Source organism: Streptomyces sp. NPDC007264, assembly GCF_042869095.1.
Lineage (GTDB): Bacteria > Actinomycetota > Actinomycetes > Streptomycetales > Streptomycetaceae > Streptomyces.
Window position 1 is genome coordinate 163,374 of record NZ_JBIAFD010000013.1, and the last position, 17,682, is coordinate 181,055.

Sequence of the window (17,682 nt, forward strand, 5' to 3'; positions counted from 1 at the left end):
GTCAGTCCTGGAGGCCGCCGGGGCCGGCGGTGGTCTCGGCCTCCTTGTCCCGCACGTAGCGAAGGACGCCCCACATGCCGTGCTCGTCGGCGTGCGGGGCGTCGTCCGTGCACCCCTCCAGTTCCTTGTGGAGGGAGTCGGCGTCGATGCCCGCTCCGATGAGGACGAGCCGGGTGAGCCGCTCGTCATCGGCCGTCCACGGCTCGGGGTGGAATCGCAGGAACCGCCCCACGGCGTGAACCGCGTAGCGGTTGCGCGCATCGGCGGCACCGAAGTCGACGTATCCCTTGATCCGGTAGAGGCCCCGCGGCCTGTCGTCGAGGAAGCGCATCAGCCGTCGGGGGTTCATGGGCAGGGCGGAGCGGAAGGAGAGGCTGTCGTACCCGGCGTGCAGATGGCTGCGAGACGCGCTGTCGTGTCCGTGCGCGCGGGACGTGTCGTCCCGGGGCGCGTCGTCGCGGGACACGTGGTCGCACGACGCGTGGTCGCGGGACGCGTCGCCGCAGGACACGTGGTCGCAGGACATGTGGTCGCGGGACGCGTGGTCGCAGGACACGTGGTCGCAGGACATGTGGTCGCGGGACGCGTGGTCGCAGGACACGTGGTCATGAGGCTCGTGTTCGCCGGGATCGTGCTCCTCGTGCCGCAGGTCGTCGAAGGACAGCTGCCCGATCCGTTCCGTGGCCGGCCTGCAGTCGAAGAGGAACTCGGGGTCGATCCGCCCGTGGGCGGCCGGGACGACGGCGGCGCCGTCGGCGAGCGACCGGACCAGCCGCACGATCCGCTCGCTGTCGTCGGCCCGGTCGGTCTTGTTGACGACCACGAGGTCGGCGAGGGCGAGATGGCGGTCCAGTTCGGGATGCCTCGCCCGGGTCGCGTCGAACTCGACGGCGTCGACGACCTCCACGAGCCCTCCGTAGTGCACGCGCGGCTGCTCGCTCGCGAGCACCATGCGGACGAGCTCCTGGGGTTCGGCGAGCCCGCTGGCCTCGATGACGATGACGTCGATGCCGACGGCGGGGTCGGCGAGGCGGTCGAGATAGCCGTCGAGTTCGCTGGCGTCGACGGCGCAGCACAGACATCCGTTGCCGAGCGAGACGGTGGAGTCGCCGAGCGCCCCGGCGACGGCCATCGCGTCGATCTCGATGTCCCCGAAGTCGTTGACGATGGCCCCGACGCGGCTGCCTCGGCTGTGGTGGAGGATGTGGTTGAGCAGGGTGGTCTTGCCCGAGCCCAGGAATCCGGCGAGTACGACGACCGGGATCTGCTGCGGACCCGACGACTGGCTCAACGTGCGCCCCTTCTCCCACCATGCGTGCGCCGGATCGCGGACCGGCGGTCGTACGAGAACGGCGCACGGACCGGATCTCACCGGAACGGGGCGGCTCTCGTCCGAGTATTGAATGCCGATCCAGGATACGAGTGGGTGGAAACCCCGCGAAGTGAACGATTGTTAGCGGCGCTCGCGGGGCACACGTTTGGCATGGCGCCGGGGAACGCGACCCGCACTTCCTTCTGTGCGCCTCCTCTCCGCCTCCCCGTCGATCAGAGCCGCTCGGCACCCTGGGAGGCGGCAAGCGCGCCGCCCATCGCTCGCCGGTCCCTCCAGTCGACCCGCGCCCGACGACCGGCGGAGGGTCGCCTGATTCGGGGGTTGACATGGCCACACAGAAATTGGGGCTGCGGGGGCTGGGCTCCGCCGCGACGGGCCTCGTGCTCGCTGCGGGGGCTCTCGCGGTCCTCGCCCGGCAGCAGCACAGGAGCATCGAACTGCGGTTGCGGATCGAGCAGCAGCGGATGCACTTCCATCTGCTGAGCAAGGCCATCGATGACCCCGAGCTGGCGGCCGTGATGAGCACCGTCGACCTCACCAGCCGGCCCGCGGCGGACCAGCCCCGGCTGCGCCGGCAGTACCTCTTCGCCAACGCGCTGTACACCCATGCCCTCCAGAGCTACCTCGCCGGATACATCGACTGGCAGGAACTGCACGGGCACCTTCGCGTCCTCTGCCAGAGCCGCGCCGTCCGCGAGTACTGGGAGGCCACACGCCATCACCGGGAGAGCCTCGCCCGGGCCTCCACGGAGGCGCACGTGGGCCGAATGATGGACCGCATCGTGCGCGATCTCGACGACGCCGACACGGACGAGTGGTGGGTGGTGGGCCGGCCGCTGGAAGAGTAGCCGGGGGGAGCAGCCCGTTCGGGGACCAACCACGGGCAGAGTGAGTCCACTTGGGCTAGTGGGGTCTGACCGCACCCCTGGCATCAAAAGACTAACCTGACCCCGCAATCACCACCTACTGCTCTGAGGACCGGGATCACCTTTGAAGATTGTGCGCCGGATCGGTGCATCTCCCCGTGAACGCGGCAGCGTGACAGGCGAGACCTGCCCCGACATCTTCGAACTCAGCGACGGCAACTTCGCCGTCATCGGGACCGAAGCCACCGCGACGCTCGACAGCGAACTGCCCGCCGACGCCGCACGGGCCGACCACGAACGCATTGTGATCATCAGCCGGGAGACCTTGGTCCGCGCCAAGGCCGAGATCCCGGACGCCTGAGCCTCCACCCCGTCCGCTCCACGCGTACCCCCGCCCCGCTGCACGCCATCTGCGCGCCCAGGGGCCCGATCCCTCCGAGCAGTACAACACCCGGTCCCTGTTCGGCGGTACACGTCGTCAGGCCCGGCGCCAGATCGGCTCCGGGCCTCGCGCACGACACCCGACCGCCGCCTCCGCCCAGTCCGCCGGAGGCGGTGGCAGACACTTCTCGCCGCCCCTGCCGCCCGTCGCACGGGGTCGGCGCAGAACCGGGCCGGCCGGGCCGCCGCGCCGAGCGCCGCCTTCTCCCAGGAGCATGGCTGCCCCCGGGGCCGACGAAGGGTCGTGAGTCGTCCGGACCGCTCTCCGCGGAGCGCGCGTTCTTCAGGCGACGGCCGGTACCGCCACCGGTGGGACCGGCCCCACGTAGCGCGCCGCCGGACGGATGATCTTCGAGTCCTCCGCCTGCTCCAGGATGTTGGCGCTCCAGCCGACCACGCGGGCCGTCGCGAAGGTCGGGGTGAACATCTCGCGGGGCAGACCGCACAGTTCCATGACCACACCCGCGTAGAACTCCACGTTGGTGTGGAGTTCCCGGCCGGGCTTCAGCTCGGCCAGGACGGCCTCCACGCGGTGCTCGACCTCGACGGCGAAGTCCACCAGCGGACCGCCGAACTGCTTCGCGATGTCGCGCAGCATGCGCGAGCGCGGGTCCTCCGTGCGGTAGACGGGGTGGCCGAAACCCATGATGCGGTCGCCCGCCAGGACACGTTCACGGATCCAGGCGTCGATGCGGTCGGGCGTGCCGATCGCATCGAGGGCGTCCAGGGCGCGGCTCGGTGCTCCCCCGTGGAGCGGGCCGGAGAGGGCACCGACCGCGCCGACCAGAGCCGCCGCGACGTCCGCTCCCGTGGACGCGATCACCCGGGCCGTGAACGTTGATGCATTGAATCCATGGTCAATGGTTGCGATCAAGTACTGCTCGACCGCCCGGGCACGTGCGGTGTCCGGCTCCGAGCCCGTCAGCATGTACAGATAGTTCGCGGCGTGCGGCAGGTCCTCCCGCGGCTCGACCGGCTCCTGCCCCCGGGCCAGCCGGTACAGGGCGGTCAGCAGGGTCGGGACGGCCGCGGCGGCGGCGATCGCGTCCTCACGGCGCCGGTCGGTGCCGATGTCGTACACCGGCCGGAATCCCAGGGAGGCACCGAGCAGGGAGAGCGCCGTGCGCAGGCCCGACAGCGGGCCGGAGCGGCCCGAGGCCGCCGCCACCGCGGGAAGCGCGGCCCGTACGTCGCCGGGCAGGCGGCGCAGTTCCGCGGTCCGCGCGGCGAAGGCGGACCGCTGCGCGGCGTCCGGCAGGACACCGTGGACCATGAGATGCCAGACGTCCTCGAAGCCGCGGGTCCGCGCGAGCTCGACCGCCGAGTACTGGCGGTAGTGGTAGAAGCCCTCCAGTCCCCTGACGTCCCCCAGCGCGGTGTCGGTGACGACGACGCCCGCGAGTCCCCGCGGCACATGGACAGAGCTGGACGCGGCCCTGTTGTTCGGCATGCTTCCTCCCTTGAATTGATTCGACTGTCCATGCTTGACTTATTGGGTGTCAATATTGATTGAATCAATGTTTAGTCCATGGATACGGTGACGGACATGAGGGATCACCACGCGGCTCACGGTCGTCACGGCGAGGCTCGGCTCAGCACGAGGGAGGCGGCCGAGCTGCTCGGCGTGAAGGCCGAGACCGTCTACGCGTACGTGAGCCGCGGCCAGCTCAGCAGCCGCCGCGAGCCCGGCGGGCGCGGCAGCACCTTCGACGCCGAGGAGGTGGCCGCGCTCGCCCGGCGCAACAGACGCGGGCCGAGCGGGACTTCGCCGGCCGGCGGCGAGCTCTCGGTCCGCACGGGCATCACCCTGATCGAGAAGGACCGCTACTACTTCCGCGGCGTCGACGCGACGGAACTGGCCGCACGCCACTCCTACGAGGAGATCGCCGAGTGGCTGTGGACCGGGAGCCTGCGGCCGGGAATCACGTTCACCGCCCCGGACTCGTCCGTCGCCGTCGCCCGCAGCGCGGTGGACGCGCTGCCCGAGCACAGCGGCCCCACCGACCGGCTGCGCGTGGCCGCCATCGCGGCGGCCGCCGCGGACCCGCTCCGCTTCGACCTGTCGCCGGACGCGGTCCTGGGCACCGCCCGTACCCTCATTCCCACCCTCGTCGCCGCTCTCCCGCCGCTGCGGCACGACCACCGGGACACGGGCCCGCTGGCCCGGCGCCTGTGGGGACGGCTCACCGGACGGACCCCGGACGAGGCGTCACTTCGCGTGCTGGACACGGCGCTCGGACTGCTCGTCGACCACGATCTGGCCGCCTCGACCCTCGCGGTCCGCGTCGCCGCCTCCGCCCGCGCGCACGCGTACGCCGCCGTCTCGGCGGGACTCGGCGTCCTGGAGGGGCCCCTGCACGGCGCGGCCGGCGGCCTGGCGCACCGGATGCTGCTCGAGGTCCTGGACCGGGGCACCGCCGCGCCCGTGGTCGCCGACGAACTGCGTGCCGGACGGCGCGTCCCCGGACTCGGGCACCGGCTGTACCCCGGGGAGGACCCTCGCGCGCGTGCGCTCTTCGCGCTCCTGGACGACGTACCGACCGCGGCGCCTGCGCTGGCGGCGGCCCGGGACATCGTGGCCACGACGGCCCGCCACGCCCCTCTCCATGCCAACGTCGACCTCGCCCTCGCCGTTCTCACGGTCGCCTCCGGCATGGCCGCCACGGCGGGCGAGGCCGTCTTCGCCGTCGCGCGCACGGCGGGCTGGATCGCCCACACCCTGGAGGAGTACGAGGAACGTCCGCTGCGCATGCGTCCGAGCGGGCACTACGTGGGCGCGCGTCCGCCGCAGCCGCTCCCCGAGTGAGCCGGGCGCGCCCCGCCCCTCACCGGCCCCCCGTCGCACATCTTCGCGCTGCCGCCGCACGCCGGACGCGCCCCGAATACGCCCCCTCCTACGGCCGGAAGTCGACGGCGGTGAAGTCAGGTTAGGCTCACCTCTGTGAGTATCTGTACGACCGCGTCCCGGGACCTCGACGAGCCCCTCATCGGGACCGCGGCGACCGCGAGGACGTGGCTGCTCCTGGAACAGCCCGGCCCTTGGGGTGCCGAGGCGCTCACATCGAGCCACCTGGATCCGGCGCTGGGGCGTGCCCTGGAAGCGGCCGCGAGCGGCACCGGGGTCCGGATCGCGCTCATCCGCCGCCCCGGTCGGCACGCCGACTGCGGCGCACCCGCCGCGCGGCAGGTGTACGCGGCGCACACCGTCCCGGGCACCGTGTGGCTGCACTCCGCCACGACCGCCGAGCCGGAACGGTTGCTCGACCTGGACTTCGCGAGTCTCGGCACGGGCGACCCCCGAACCTTCGACAGCACACTCCAGGGGCAGCCCCACACGGGCGACCCGCTGGCGTTCGTCTGCACCAACGGCAAGCGGGACCGCTGCTGCGCCCTCCTGGGCCGCCCGCTCGCCGCCGAGCTGTCGTCCTCCGGGGTGGACGGAGTGTGGGAGGTCACGCACCTGGGCGGCCACCGCTTCGCGCCCACCCTGCTCGTCCTGCCGTTCGGCTACGCGTACGGGCGGGCCCAGGCCCCGCACGTCAAGGAGGTCCTCCAAGGCGTGCGTGAAGGCCGGGTCGTGACCGAGGGCTGCCGCGGCCGCTCCGCCTGGGAGCGGCCCGCACAGGCCGCGGAGCTCGCGGTGCGCGCATCGGTCCACGAGTACTCCGCCGACGCGCTGACGGTCGTCCGCATCCGGGGCGCGGCACCGCGCTGGGAGGTCACGGTCGCCCACGCCGACGGCCGGGTGTGGCGCGTCGTCGTGGCGCGGGGCGCCTCGCTGCCCGCCCGCCCGGAGAGCTGCGGCTCGGCGCTGGGCTCACCGGCTCGGATGGACGTCGTGTCGGTGCGGGAGATGCCCACGGCGGAGGCAGCGGGACCCGGGCCCCGCTGAGGCGCCTGGACCGAGCGGCGGGTCACGGACGCGGCAGCCGGCCGCCGGCCGAGCGGCGCCGAGCCGAACCAGCGCGCACGCCGCACAAGCGATCCGCACGAACGCCGCACAAACGATCCGGCACGAACGCCACACAAGCGATCCGGCACGAACGCCACACAGGCGATCCGTGCGAACACCGCACAGGCGGTTGCGTCGCCGACGCCCCGCACGAGATCCACGCACACCCCCTGCGGCACCGCACGCCCGGCCCGTACCGTCATACGCATGAGCCCATCACCTCCTGGACGACGCTTGCGCCTCGGTCTGCCGCGGCGGATGTTCTCGCAGGTCCTGCTGATGCAGGTGGCGATGGCCGCGGGCGTCGCCGTGCTCGCCACGGGGCTGTTCCTGGCCCCGCTCAGCCACCAGCTGGACGACCAGGCGATGCGCCGGGCCCTCGCGATCGCGCAGGCCACGGCGGCCCAGCCGCAGATCGCCAGGGACCTGCAGTCGTCGCGGCCGTCGCCCGGCGGGCCCGTGCAGCGGGAGGCGGAGCGCATCCGCAAGGCCAGCGGGGCCGAGTACGTCGTGGTGATGAACATGCAGGGGGTGCGCTGGTCGCACCGGGATCCCGGGCGGATCGGCGAGGTCGTGTCGACCGACCCCAGCCAGGCGCTGGCCGGCAAGGAGGTCATGGAGATCGACAGCGGCACCCTGGGACGCTCGGCCCGCGGCAAGGTGCCGCTGCGGGACGCGCACGACAGGATCATCGGCGCGGTCTCCGTGGGCATCGAGTACGACAGCGTGCGGGCCCGCCTCGTCCACGCCATCCCGGGGCTGCTCGCGTACGCGGGCGCTGCCCTGGCCGTGGGCGCGCTCGCCGCCTACGTGATCTCGCGCCGGGTGCAGCGGCAGACCCGCGACCTCGCCTTCTCCGACATCTCGGCGCTGCTCGCCGAACGCGAGGCGATGCTCCACGGCATCAGGGAGGGCGTCGTCGCCCTGGACCGCGTCGGCCGGGTCCGCCTCCTCAACGACGAGGCACGGCGTCTGCTGGGCATCGGCGACGAGGCCGTCGGCCGGTCTCTCGACGAGGCGCTGGGCGAGGGGCGCACCACCGACGTCCTGGCCGGACGCGTCACCGGCACCGACCTGGTCACCGTGCGCGGGCACCGCGTCCTCGTCGCCAACCGCATGCCCACCGACGACGGCGGCGCCGTCGCCACCCTGCGGGACCGCACCGAACTGGAGCAGCTCGGCCGCGAGCTGGACTCCACCCGCGGTCTGATCGACGCGCTGCGCGCCCAGGACCACGAGCACGCCAACCGGATGCACACCCTCCTGGGTCTGCTCGAACTGGACATGTACGACGACGCGGTGGAGTTCGTCGGCGAGGTCGTCGGCGACCACCGGGCCACGTCGGAACAGGTCACCGAGAAAATCCACGACCCGCTGCTCGCCGCCCTCCTGGTGGGCAAGGCCACGGTGGCGGCGGAGCGCGGCGTGGCCCTGTGGGTGGCGGACCGGACCCTGCTTCCTGACCGGTTGATCGACCCCAGGGGGCTGGTCACCATCGTCGGCAACCTCGTCGACAACGCCCTCGACGCCGTCGCGGGCACGCCGCACGCGTACGTGGAGGTCGAACTGCGCGCCGAGGGACGTACCGCGGTCCTCAGGGTGCGTGACACCGGGCCCGGGATCCCCGCCGAGCAACGGGAGTTGATCTTCACCGAGGGATGGTCGACCAAGCGGCCGCCGGCTCACGGTCAGCGCGGGATCGGCCTGTCACTGGTGCGTCGTCTCGCCGAACGCCAAGGGGGCAGCGCTCGGGTGACCGAAGCACACGGCGGGGGCGCGGAGTTCACGGTCGTCCTGCCGGAGGCGTTCGAGGAGCCCGTGCCGACGCCGGAGCCCGTCGCCGCACCCGTCCCGTACGACGTCGTCGCGGGCCGCGAGGGGCCGACGGCACCCTCGGCACCGGCCCGGGACGCACCCTTCCCGGCCCCACGGGAGGGATCCCGGTGAACCGCCCGATCGAGGTGCTGGTCGTGGACGACGACGCCCGGGTCGCTCGCGTCAACGCGGCGTACGTGGGCCAAGTCCCCGGCTTCCACGTGGTCGGGCAGGCGCACACCGCGGCCGACGCGCTGCACCGGATGGAGCTGCCGCCCCATCCCGATCTGGTGCTGATGGACCACTACCTGCCCGACGGGACGGGGCTCTCGGTCGTCCGGGAGATGCGGCAGCGCGGTCACGAGACCGACGTGATCATGGTGACGGCGGCCCGCGACGTACGGACCGTGCAGGCGGCGATGCGGCACGGCGCGCTCCAGTATCTGGTCAAACCGTTCGCCTTCGCGGGCCTGCGCACCAAGCTGGAGGCGTACGCCGATCTGCGCCGCAGCCTCGACGGCGGAGGTGAGGCCGACCAGGCCGATGTGGACCGGATGTTCGGCGCCCTGTCGGCGGGTGCGGCGCCGGGGCTCCCCAAGGGCCACTCCCCCGCCACCGCGGACCTGGTGCGCCGTGCCCTGATGACCGCGGAGGGTCCGCTGTCCGCCCAGGAGATCGCCGAGCGGACCGGGTTGAGCCGGCAGACCGCCCAGCGGTATCTGAAGCTCCTCGAGCGCACGGGGTGGGCCGCACTGACCCTTCGATACGGCGAGGCGGGCCGCCCGGAGCATCGCTATGTCCGGGCGGCCCGCCGCTGAGGGCGGCCGGCGGGGCTCAGCCGGCGGCCTTCTTCACGAACTCCGTGGTGAAGGTCTTGCCGAGGTCGATCGTGGCGTTCTTGATGTTGGGGTTGAACGCCTTGAGGACCTTCTCGACGGTCTCCGGACCGTCCTCGGGCATGACGCCGTCCTTGGTGAACATCGGCAGCGTGCTCTTGATGGCGCTCGCGTAGAGCGTCTTGTTGCCCTGGGAGTAGTCGGCCGGCATCTTGGCGGCGATCTCGTTCGCGGAGTGCGTCGACATCCACTGCAGGGTCTTCACGAAGGCGTTGGCCAGCTTCTGCACCGTGTCCTTGTGGCTGTCGACCCAGTCCGTCTGCATGTAGAGGCTCGACGACGGGTAGGGGCCGCCGAGCGCGTCCTGCGATCCCTGCGGCGTCCTCATGTCGACGAGCACCTGGCCGAGGTTCTTCTGCATGACCGTGGCGACGGTCGGGTCCGTGGTCATGCCGGCGTCGATGGAGCCCTTCTGGAGGGCGGCGATGAACGTCGGGCCCGCGCCGACCGCGACCGGGCTGAACTCGCTGATCTTCACGCCGTTCTTGACCGCGAGGTACTTGGTGAGGAAGTCGGTCGAGGAGCCGAGGCCGGTGACGCCGAGCTTCCTGCCCTTGAAGTCCTTGGGCGACGTGATGTCGCTCGCACGCTTGCTGGACACGATCTCGACCTCGCCGGGCGCGTGCGAGAACTGCACCACCGACTCGACGTGCTTGCCCTTGGTCTGGAGGTCGAGGGTGTGGTCGTAGAAGCCCACGGCTCCCTGGACCTGACCCGAGACGAGCGCGGTCTCGGCCTGCACGCCGGCCGGCTCGCTCAGCAGTTCCACGTCGAGGCCCTCGGCGTCGAAGTAGCCGAGCCGCTGGGTGAGCATCGCCGGCAGGTAGATGACCTTGTCCAGGCCACCGACCATGATCTTGACCTTCACTCCCTTGCCGTCGCCCTTGCTGCCGGAACCGGACGAGGCGGTGCTGGCGGCCTCGTTGGCACAGGCGGTGAGAGAGGTGGCGGCGAGGAGGCCGGCCGCGGCGAGGGCGGCGATTCTGACGGACTTGCGCATGGCGGTTCACGTCCTTGAGGGAAGGCTGTACGGGGCTGTGCGGGGGCTCTACGGGTTGTGCGAAGCCGTGCGGAGAGGAGGCGGAGGAAGCGGGGAGCGGGCGGTCCCTGAGGGCGCATCGGATGGGCCCGGGAGGCCGGGAGGCCCGGTCAGTGCCCGGAGTCCGACGGCTTCCAGCGGAAGATGCGGCGCTCGGCGAAGGTCAGGAGCCCCTCGGCCACCAGCGCGACGACCGCGAGGATGACCATCGCGGCGTACACACCGGCCGCGTTGAACGTGCCCTGGGACTGGGCGACGAGCAGACCGATGCCCTTGGTGGCGCCGATGTACTCGCCGACGATCGCACCGATGAGGGCGAAGCCGAAGCTGACGTGGAGGCTGGTGAAGATCCACGAGGTGGCCGACGGGATGACGACCTGAAGCGTCACACGGCGGTCGCTCGCGCCCAGGATGCGCGCGTTGGCGACCAGGTTGCGGTCGACCTCACGGGCGCCCTGGAAGGCGTTGAAGAAGACCGGGAAGAAGACCAGGACGACGGCCGACGCGATCTTGGAGGAGGGTCCCAGCCCGAACCAGATCACGAAGATCGGGGCGAGGACGATCCTGGGGATCGAGTTGAGCACCTTGATGTAGGGGCCGAGGACGTCGGCAAGGAGGGTGATCCGCCCCAGCGCGATACCGAAGACCACGCCGGCCACCACACCGATGACCCAGCCGAGCAGCGCCTCCTGCAGCGTGACCCAGATCTGCTCGCCGAGAGAGCCGAGCGCCGTGCCGTGCGTGACCCAGGTGGAGATCTGGTCCCAGATCTTCGACGGCATCGAGAAGTTGAACGGATCGATGGCGCCGGTCCTCGACAGCACCTCCCAGAGGCCCAGCACGGCGACCAGCAGCAGCGCACGGGCCAGCAGGACGACGGCCCTGCGCCGCCGGAGCGCACGCGCGCGTGACGGCGAACGCCCGGTCTTGGAGGTGTCGACACGGGTCGGCGCGGAGATGACCTCAGGCGACATGGGCGGCACCCCTCTCACGCGTGATGCGGACCTCTTCGCCCAGGGACTCCCAGATCTCCCGGTAGATCTCGATGAACCGCGGCTCCAGACGCACCGACTCGACCTTGCGCGGCCGCGGCAGGTCGATGTCGAAGATCTGCTTCACGGTGGCGGGCCCGGCGGTCATCACCACGACCTTGTCGGCGAGCGCGATGGACTCCTCGAGGTCGTGGGTGACGAAGACGACGGAGGCGCCCGTGCCCTCCCACAGCTCGAGCAGTTCGTCCGACATCAGAGCCCTGGTCTGCACGTCGAGCGCGGAGAAGGGCTCGTCCATGAGCAGGATCTCCGGGTCGTTGACGAAGGTGGCGGCGAGTGCGACGCGCTTGCGCTGCCCGCCGGAGAGCTGGTGGGGGTAGCGGTCCTCGAACGCCGCGAGGCCGACCCGGGCCAGCCACTCGCGCGCCTTCCGCCTGGCCTCCGTCTTGGGCACACCGCGGAACCGCGGGCCCGCCATGACGTTGGACAGGACCGTGCGCCAGGGGAACGTGGCGTCCTGCTGGAAGACGAAACCGACCTTGTCGCCGACTCCGGCGACCGGCCTGCCCGCCACCAGGACCTCACCCTCGGTGGGCTCCTCCAGGCCGCTGACCAGAGTCAGGGTCGTCGACTTGCCGCAGCCGGTGGGTCCGACGACGGCGACGAACTCGCCACGCCCGACCGTCAGGTCCAGGTCCCTGACGGCCGGGTGCAGACTCCCGGACGGTGTCCTGAAGGTCTTGCCGGCACCCCGCAGCTCGATGGCGGGGCTGGTGTCTGTGCTCATGGCCCGGACCGTAGGTGCGGCGCGGGCGCGGCAGCAGTCTTCTGGGCGCAACCCCTACTTCTGCTTGCAGAGGGCTGTTGTGCTCATTTTGCTCGCGCTACAACAACGGAGCCGAAACACGGGCTCAGCGCTCGCCTGGCCTTGAGGAGAGAGGCCCGATGATTGACGTCCTGGTCGTGGACGACGACTTCCGCGTCGCCGAGATCAACGCCAAGTACGTGGGGAAGGTTCCCGGGTTCCGGGTCGCCGCCCGCGCGCACAGCGCTGCCCAGGCGCTCGCCGCGGTGGAACGCGCCCCGATCGACCTGGTGCTGCTCGACCACTACCTGCCCGACCAGACGGGCCTCGCACTGGTCCACCGGATGCGCGAACGCGGCCACGGCACCGATGTCATCATGATCACGGCGGCCGGGGATGTCGCGACCGTGCAGGCCGCGATGCGTCTGGGTGCCCTGCACTACCTGGTCAAACCGTTCACCTTCGCGGCCCTGCGCACACGCCTGGACTCGTATGCCGCCCTGCGGCGCACGGTCGACCGCGTCGGCGGTCGCGGCGTTGCGGGACAGGAGCAGGTCGACCGCATCTTCGGCGCCCTGCGCACCGCGCCCGCGGCCTCGTCGCCCGGGCTGCCCCGTGGTCGTTCCGAGCCGACGACGGACCTCATCTGCGATGTGCTGCACCGGGCCGGCCGGCCGCTCTCGGCCCATGACGTGGCCACCAGAACGGGTCTCAGCCGTTCCACGGCCCAGCGCTATCTGCGCCACCTGGAACAGGTCGGCCGGCTGCGCCTGTCCCTGAAGTACGGCGACACGGGACGTCCCGAGCACCGGTACGCATGGGTGGCGCCGTAGGACGCACGGCAGGTGACGCGGAAGGCCCCCGCCGTCCCGCCTCACACTGCCCCCGCGCCCGTGAGTGAGCGCACCTCGGTCTCCGCGTGGCGGGCCTCGTCCGCCGGTTCCGCCGAGGTGACCGTGCCGATCCAGCCCGCCAGGAAGCCGAGCGGGATGGAGACGATGCCCGGGTTCTGCAGCGGGAAGTACTGGAAGTCGACCGCCGGGAACAGCGATTCCGGACTGCCGGAGACGACCGAGGACAGCAGCACGAGCCCGAGCGCGGGGACGAGGCCGCCGTAGACCGCCCACACGGCGCCCCGGGTCGTGAAGCCGCGCCAGAAGAGCGAGTACATCAGCACCGGCAGGTTCGCCGACGCGGAGACGGCGAAGGCCAGCCCCACCAGGAAGGCCACGTTCAGGTCGCGGGCGAGCAGCCCGAGCGCGATGGCGACCACGCCGATGCCGACGGCGGCGGCCCGGGCCACGGCCACCTCGCTCCGCGGCCCGGCGCGACGGCGCCGCAGTGACGCGTACAGGTCGTGGGCGACGGCGGCCGACGAGGCGAGGGTGACGCCGGCGACGACCGCAAGGATCGTGGCGAAGGCGACGGCGCCGACCACTGCGAACAGAACCGTTCCTCCGGTGGACTGCGCCCCGCCGCCCAGCTTCAGGGCCAGCAGCGGCACCGCGGTGTTCCCGGCGGCGTTGGACCCTCGTACGGCCTCGGGTCCGACGACGGCGGCAGCGCCGAAGCCCAGCACCACGGTCATCAGATAGAAGCCGCCGATGAGCCCGACCGACCAGACGACCGAGCGGCGGGCGGCGCGCGCCGTCGGCACGGTGTAGAAGCGGGACAGGATGTGCGGCAGCCCGGCCGTGCCCAGCACGAGTGCCAGGCCCAGGCTGATGAAGTCGAGTCGCGCGGACCAGCTCCCGCCGTACTTCAGGCCGGGCGCGAGGAACGCCGGGCCGTACCCGCTGCGCTCCGCCGCGGTGCGCAGCAATGCGTCGAGGTCCCCGTGGAAGCGCACCAGGACGAGGACGGTCAGCGCGATCGTGCAGCCGAGCAGCAGGACCGCCTTGACGATCTGGATCCAGGTGGTGGCGCGCATCCCGCCGAACGCCACATAGACCACCATGAGCGCGCCCACCACGATCACCGCCCAGGCACGCGCCGCCGTGCCGGTGTCCCCGAGCAGCATCGCGACCAGGCTCCCGGCCCCCACCATCTGCGCCACCAGGTACAGCACGGACACGGTCACGGAGGACGTTCCCGCCGCGATCCGCACCGGCCGCTCCCTCATGCGTGCCGCGACGACGTCGGCGAGCGTGAACCGGCCGCAGTTGCGGACCAGTTCGGCCACGCAGAAGAGCACCACGAGCCAGGCCACGAGGAAGCCGACCGCATACAGCAGCCCGTCGTATCCGCAGAGCGCGATGAGCCCGGTGACGCCCAGGAAGGATGCCGCCGACATGTAGTCGCCCGCGATGGCAAAACCATTCTCCATGGGAGAGAACAGCCGCCCTCCGGCGTAGAACTCCTCCGCCGAACCATGCCTGTTGCGGCTGACCCACGTCGTGATCGCCAGCGTGATCGCGACGAACACCCCGAAGAGCAGCAGGGCCGGTGCCCGATGGTCCCCGGTCACCGCTCGCCACCCCCGAGTCCCCGCGTGAGCTCCTGGGTGTCCCAGCGCAGATCGAGCGCCGCCCGGTCCCTGCGCAACCGGGCGTGCCGGGCGTACGCCCAGGTGAGCAGGAACGTGGTCAGGAACTGCCCGAGCCCCGCCAGCATCGCCACGTTCACGGCGCCGGCCACCGGTCGTGCCATCAGCCCGGGCGCCGTCTGTGCGGTCACCACATAGCCGACGTACCAGCTGAGGAAGACCGCCAGACCCGGCACCACGAACCTGCGGTAACGGCTGCGGACCTCCTGGAACGCCGCACTGCGCTGCACTTCCAGATAGACGTCGGCGGCGCGGACCGCGCCCTCCTGCTCCCTGCGCGCGGGCGGCACGGCGGGGGCGGGCGCGCCCGTGCCGTCCACCTCGCCCCAGCCGGAGGAGAGGGCGTCGCACCAGGGGTCGTCGTACGCTGCGCTCCCGGCCGCTCCCGCGGCCGCGGCAGCCGGGTCACGGCCGTCGTACGTCTCGTGCGAACCCTCGGGACCGCCCCCGCGGCCGCCGGGACGGCCATCATGTGACTGCATTGCCCAAGGATGGACAGAACGTCAGGTTCTCCGGCCCTTCTTCGCCGCGCTCTCACCCCATCAGGTGACTCAGAGCGAGGGTGGTCTCACCAGCCCTCTGGCGTAGGCGTAACGGACCGCCTGGGCACGGTCCTTGAGTCCCGTCTTCGCGAAGAGGTTGTTGATGTGGGTCTTCACGGTGGCCGTGGAGACATGGAGCCTGCGGGCGATCTCCTGGTTGGTCAGTCCTTCGGCGATCAGTGCGAGCACCTCGGTCTCCCGCGCCGTGAGTCCGTCGGGCGCCTCCGCGGCCGCCGTCGGCGCGGGCTCCGACAGCCGCTCCAGCAGCCGCCGCTGAATGCTCGGCGAGAGCCCCGCGTCCCCGGACAGCACGGCGTGCACCGCCCGCACGATCTCGTCGCCGCCCGCGTCCTTGGTGAGGTAGCCCCGCGCGCCCGCTCTCAGCGCCGGGAACAGCGAGTCGTCGTCCGCGTACGTCGTGAGCACGACGACCTGGGTGCCGGGGTGTTCGGTGCGGATGCGCCGGGTCGCCTCGACGCCGTCGCAGCGCGGCATGCGCAGGTCCATCAGCACCACGTCGGGCGCGAGTTCGGCGACCAGCTTCACCGCGTCCTCCCCGTCCCCGGCGGCCCCGACGACCTCGATCCCCGGAAGGAGCCCGAGCAGCATCACGATGCCCTCGCGCACCACCGTCTGATCGTCCGCCACCACGACCCGGGCGGGCTTCCTGCTCTCCTCCTCCGTCACAGGGGTACCTTCAGCGTCACCACGAATCCCTCCTCGCCCGGCCCCGCCTCCAGCGAGCCGCCCAGCAGCTCGGCACGCTCCCGCATGCCCAGCAGACCGTACCCGGCCCCCGATCCGGTCAGATCGCCCGGCGAGCCACCGGAGTCCCTTACGTCCAGCGTCACTTCGTGCTGCGCATAATCCAGCCGTACGTGCACCTTGGCGCCGGGCGCATGCTTGCGGACGTTCGTCAGGGCCTCCTGCGCGACCCTGCGGACCGCCTGCGACGCCTCGGCGGGCAGCGGTCTGCGCTCACCCGAGACGGTGACATCGGCGCCGGCCTCCGAGGTGACGAGCTCGTGCAGGAAGTCCTCGACCGGGGACATCTCGCCCCGCAGCGCGGACAGCGCCTGCCGGGTCTCGGCGAGCCCCTCCCGCGCCATTCCCCGGGCCGCCACGACCCGTTCGAGGATCGTGTCCCGGTCGGCCCCTCCCTCGATCAGCAGCCGGGCCGCCTCCAGGTGCACGAGCTGGGCCGAGAGGCTGTGGGCGAGCACGTCGTGGATCTCGCGTGCGATCCGGGCCCGTTCGGCGAGGGCTGCGGACGTCGCCTCGGCCGCACGGGCGGCCCGCTCCTGGGCCAGCAACCGCACGGCGCTGCCCCGCGCCTCGGCGTCGAGGCGCACCACATATCCGGCGAGGGCGATCCCGGCGGCGGTGATCGCTGTCGTCGTCCAGGCGTCGTGGGTGACCGTCGCGTACGCCCCCAGGCCCACCGCGGCGGCGGGCACCGCGACGGCGAGGGGCAGCCGCTCCATGGCTGCGATCGCGCACCCGCACCACAGCACGATCGCCGGGATGCGCAGATCCGTGACACAGCCGGCCAGCGCCAGCCCCATCAAGGCCGCCAGCAGGGCGACCGAGGGCAGCAACCGGTGATGCAGAGTGGTCCGGAAGAAGGCCCATGCCGCGACCGCGCACGCCAGGAGCCCGAGTGTCGCCAGGGCGATGCCCCATGCCGGCAGGCGACCGCCCGTGAAGGTCGTCCACAGCAGCATGGCCAGGGCGGCGAGCCGGCCGGCCCAGGCGAGTGCACGCCGCGCGCCGGAGACTCCCGCACGGGAGAGTGCCTCGCGGGAAGGCCAGCGCATCCACACGTTGTCCGTCACACGGGCTCCTTCCGCGAGGGCCGGGGCACGCGCTCACCGTACGCCGTGCTCCGGACGGCCGAAGGGGGCACGGACCGGGACCGCCGGACCAGGACCGCGTTGCGCACCCAGAGGGTCGTGGCCAGAGCGAGGACCAGGGCGGAAGCCTCCTGGTGCACTCCGAGTGCCGCGCCGACGCCGAAGAGACCGATGCGCAGGACCACCGCGCCGAGCCACACCGTGACGCCGGCCCTGGTGCTCCGGCTCCAGACCGTGCCGTCGGGCTCCCGCCATATCCGGGTCGTCCAGGCCCAGGCGGCTCCGGTGACCAGTCCTATGAGCAGCTCGGTCCCGAGCAGCAGGGCGGACTGCGCGGGGTGGTGGTCGAGGAGGCCGGGCTTGCGCAGGGCGAGGAGGGCCAGGACTACGGGGACGCTCCACCAGCGCCGGTGTGCGGTGATGCGGCGTGTGCGGAACTGGCGCACGACGATCAGGACGACCGCCGCGGTGAGCAGCAGGGCATCGGCGGGCCCGGACATCGGGAACCTCCGTCGGCGGGAAGGGAGAATGCCGGCGGCGGGTGCCGTCGACGCCTTCGACGCTACGGAGATCGGCAGGCCCGGAGATCGGAGCCGGGGTGGA

General features: G+C 71.9%; 17 protein-coding genes. 7 read left to right on the forward strand and 10 right to left on the reverse strand.

The features are described from left to right. Window position 1 precedes the first annotated feature (1 nt). Window positions 2–1,291, reverse strand: a complete 1,290-nt coding sequence (locus tag ACFYMU_RS23000; RefSeq protein WP_388376126.1) for a CobW family GTP-binding protein — start codon at window positions 1,289–1,291, stop codon at window positions 2–4. Between the two features lie 368 nt (window positions 1,292–1,659). Between ACFYMU_RS23000 and ACFYMU_RS23005 the strand changes: the two genes are divergently transcribed. Next, the gene (locus tag ACFYMU_RS23005; protein ID WP_388376129.1) at window positions 1,660–2,181 is read left to right on the forward strand and encodes a DUF6082 family protein; all 522 of its coding nucleotides are present in this window, start codon (window positions 1,660–1,662) and stop codon (window positions 2,179–2,181) included. A gap of 142 nt (window positions 2,182–2,323) precedes the next feature. Next, complete coding sequence (locus ACFYMU_RS23010; RefSeq protein WP_388376132.1) at window positions 2,324–2,560, forward strand: hypothetical protein; 237 nt, start codon at window positions 2,324–2,326, stop codon at window positions 2,558–2,560. A 363-nt stretch (window positions 2,561–2,923) separates the two neighbouring features. Here ACFYMU_RS23010 and ACFYMU_RS23015 read toward each other — a convergent pair whose 3' ends face one another. Then, window positions 2,924–4,090, reverse strand: a complete 1,167-nt coding sequence (locus ACFYMU_RS23015; protein WP_388376134.1) for a citrate synthase — start codon at window positions 4,088–4,090, stop codon at window positions 2,924–2,926. Window positions 4,091–4,186: 96 nt separating this feature from the next. On the opposite strand from ACFYMU_RS23015, the gene ACFYMU_RS23020 reads away from it, so the two are divergent. The 4 genes from ACFYMU_RS23020 to ACFYMU_RS23035 all read left to right on the forward strand — a co-directional run bounded on the left by ACFYMU_RS23020 (window position 4,187) and on the right by ACFYMU_RS23035 (window position 9,225). After that, entirely contained in the window at window positions 4,187–5,446 is a 1,260-nt protein-coding gene (locus ACFYMU_RS23020; protein ID WP_388376136.1) for a citrate synthase, read from the forward strand. Window positions 5,447–5,581: 135 nt separating this feature from the next. Beyond that, window positions 5,582–6,532: a sucrase ferredoxin gene (locus ACFYMU_RS23025; protein ID WP_388376139.1), complete on the forward strand. Its 951-nt coding sequence runs from the start codon at window positions 5,582–5,584 to the stop codon at window positions 6,530–6,532. A 267-nt stretch (window positions 6,533–6,799) separates the two neighbouring features. Further along, on the forward strand, window positions 6,800–8,539 hold the full coding sequence (locus tag ACFYMU_RS23030; protein ID WP_388376141.1) for an ATP-binding protein: 1,740 nt from the start codon (window positions 6,800–6,802) through the stop codon (window positions 8,537–8,539). Beyond that, window positions 8,536–9,225 (forward strand): response regulator, encoded by a 690-nt coding sequence (locus ACFYMU_RS23035; protein WP_388376143.1) that lies wholly within the window; start codon window positions 8,536–8,538, stop codon window positions 9,223–9,225. The genes ACFYMU_RS23030 and ACFYMU_RS23035 overlap by 4 nt, the downstream gene beginning before the upstream one ends. Before the next feature lie 16 nt (window positions 9,226–9,241). On the opposite strand, the gene ACFYMU_RS23040 is transcribed toward ACFYMU_RS23035, so the two are convergent. From ACFYMU_RS23040 to ACFYMU_RS23050, 3 genes are all read right to left on the reverse strand, one after another. Next, window positions 9,242–10,303 (reverse strand): ABC transporter substrate-binding protein, encoded by a 1,062-nt coding sequence (locus ACFYMU_RS23040; RefSeq protein ID WP_388376146.1) that lies wholly within the window; start codon window positions 10,301–10,303, stop codon window positions 9,242–9,244. A gap of 149 nt (window positions 10,304–10,452) precedes the next feature. Further along, on the reverse strand, window positions 10,453–11,316 hold the full coding sequence (locus ACFYMU_RS23045) for an ABC transporter permease (protein ID WP_388376147.1): 864 nt from the start codon (window positions 11,314–11,316) through the stop codon (window positions 10,453–10,455). Next, a complete protein-coding gene (locus ACFYMU_RS23050; RefSeq protein WP_388376150.1) occupies window positions 11,306–12,121 on the reverse strand; it encodes an ABC transporter ATP-binding protein in 816 nt (271 codons plus the stop codon). The genes ACFYMU_RS23045 and ACFYMU_RS23050 overlap by 11 nt, the downstream gene beginning before the upstream one ends. 158 nt (window positions 12,122–12,279) lie before the next feature. On the opposite strand from ACFYMU_RS23050, the gene ACFYMU_RS23055 reads away from it, so the two are divergent. Beyond that, the gene (locus ACFYMU_RS23055; RefSeq protein WP_388376153.1) at window positions 12,280–12,972 is read left to right on the forward strand and encodes a response regulator; all 693 of its coding nucleotides are present in this window, start codon (window positions 12,280–12,282) and stop codon (window positions 12,970–12,972) included. Between the two features lie 41 nt (window positions 12,973–13,013). On the opposite strand, the gene ACFYMU_RS23060 is transcribed toward ACFYMU_RS23055, so the two are convergent. From ACFYMU_RS23060 to ACFYMU_RS23080, 5 genes are all read right to left on the reverse strand, one after another. Further along, window positions 13,014–14,606, reverse strand: a complete 1,593-nt coding sequence (locus ACFYMU_RS23060; protein WP_388376155.1) for a cation acetate symporter — start codon at window positions 14,604–14,606, stop codon at window positions 13,014–13,016. Continuing rightward, window positions 14,603–15,166, reverse strand: a complete 564-nt coding sequence (locus ACFYMU_RS23065) for a DUF485 domain-containing protein (RefSeq protein WP_388376157.1) — start codon at window positions 15,164–15,166, stop codon at window positions 14,603–14,605. The genes ACFYMU_RS23060 and ACFYMU_RS23065 overlap by 4 nt, the downstream gene beginning before the upstream one ends. A gap of 69 nt (window positions 15,167–15,235) precedes the next feature. Further along, window positions 15,236–15,913 carry a response regulator gene (locus ACFYMU_RS23070; protein WP_388376160.1) on the reverse strand — a complete coding sequence of 226 codons (678 nt, stop codon included), beginning with the start codon at window positions 15,911–15,913 and terminating at the stop codon, window positions 15,236–15,238. Next, complete coding sequence (locus ACFYMU_RS23075; RefSeq protein WP_388376163.1) at window positions 15,910–17,061, reverse strand: sensor histidine kinase; 1,152 nt, start codon at window positions 17,059–17,061, stop codon at window positions 15,910–15,912. The genes ACFYMU_RS23070 and ACFYMU_RS23075 overlap by 4 nt, the downstream gene beginning before the upstream one ends. Beyond that, window positions 17,058–17,579 carry a DUF1453 domain-containing protein gene (locus tag ACFYMU_RS23080; RefSeq protein WP_388376166.1) on the reverse strand — a complete coding sequence of 174 codons (522 nt, stop codon included), beginning with the start codon at window positions 17,577–17,579 and terminating at the stop codon, window positions 17,058–17,060. Before ACFYMU_RS23080 ends, ACFYMU_RS23075 begins: the two co-directional genes overlap by 4 nt. Between the last annotated feature and the right edge of the window lie 103 nt (window positions 17,580–17,682).

Bases quoted from the DNA above. Each gene is read 5' to 3' on its own strand.
- ACFYMU_RS23005 (WP_388376129.1), top strand. From the start codon at position 1,660: ATGGCCACACAGAAATTGGGGCTGCGGGGGCTGGGCTCCGCCGCGACG.
- ACFYMU_RS23015 (WP_388376134.1), bottom strand. From the start codon at position 4,090: ATGCCGAACAACAGGGCCGCGTCCAGCTCTGTCCATGTGCCGCGGGGA.
- ACFYMU_RS23020 (WP_388376136.1), top strand. From the start codon at position 4,187: ATGAGGGATCACCACGCGGCTCACGGTCGTCACGGCGAGGCTCGGCTC.
- ACFYMU_RS23030 (WP_388376141.1), top strand. From the start codon at position 6,800: ATGAGCCCATCACCTCCTGGACGACGCTTGCGCCTCGGTCTGCCGCGG.
- ACFYMU_RS23040 (WP_388376146.1), bottom strand. From the start codon at position 10,303: ATGCGCAAGTCCGTCAGAATCGCCGCCCTCGCCGCGGCCGGCCTCCTC.
- ACFYMU_RS23045 (WP_388376147.1), bottom strand. From the start codon at position 11,316: ATGTCGCCTGAGGTCATCTCCGCGCCGACCCGTGTCGACACCTCCAAG.
- ACFYMU_RS23050 (WP_388376150.1), bottom strand. From the start codon at position 12,121: ATGAGCACAGACACCAGCCCCGCCATCGAGCTGCGGGGTGCCGGCAAG.
- ACFYMU_RS23055 (WP_388376153.1), top strand. From the start codon at position 12,280: ATGATTGACGTCCTGGTCGTGGACGACGACTTCCGCGTCGCCGAGATC.
- ACFYMU_RS23065 (WP_388376157.1), bottom strand. From the start codon at position 15,166: ATGCAGTCACATGATGGCCGTCCCGGCGGCCGCGGGGGCGGTCCCGAG.
- ACFYMU_RS23080 (WP_388376166.1), bottom strand. From the start codon at position 17,579: ATGTCCGGGCCCGCCGATGCCCTGCTGCTCACCGCGGCGGTCGTCCTG.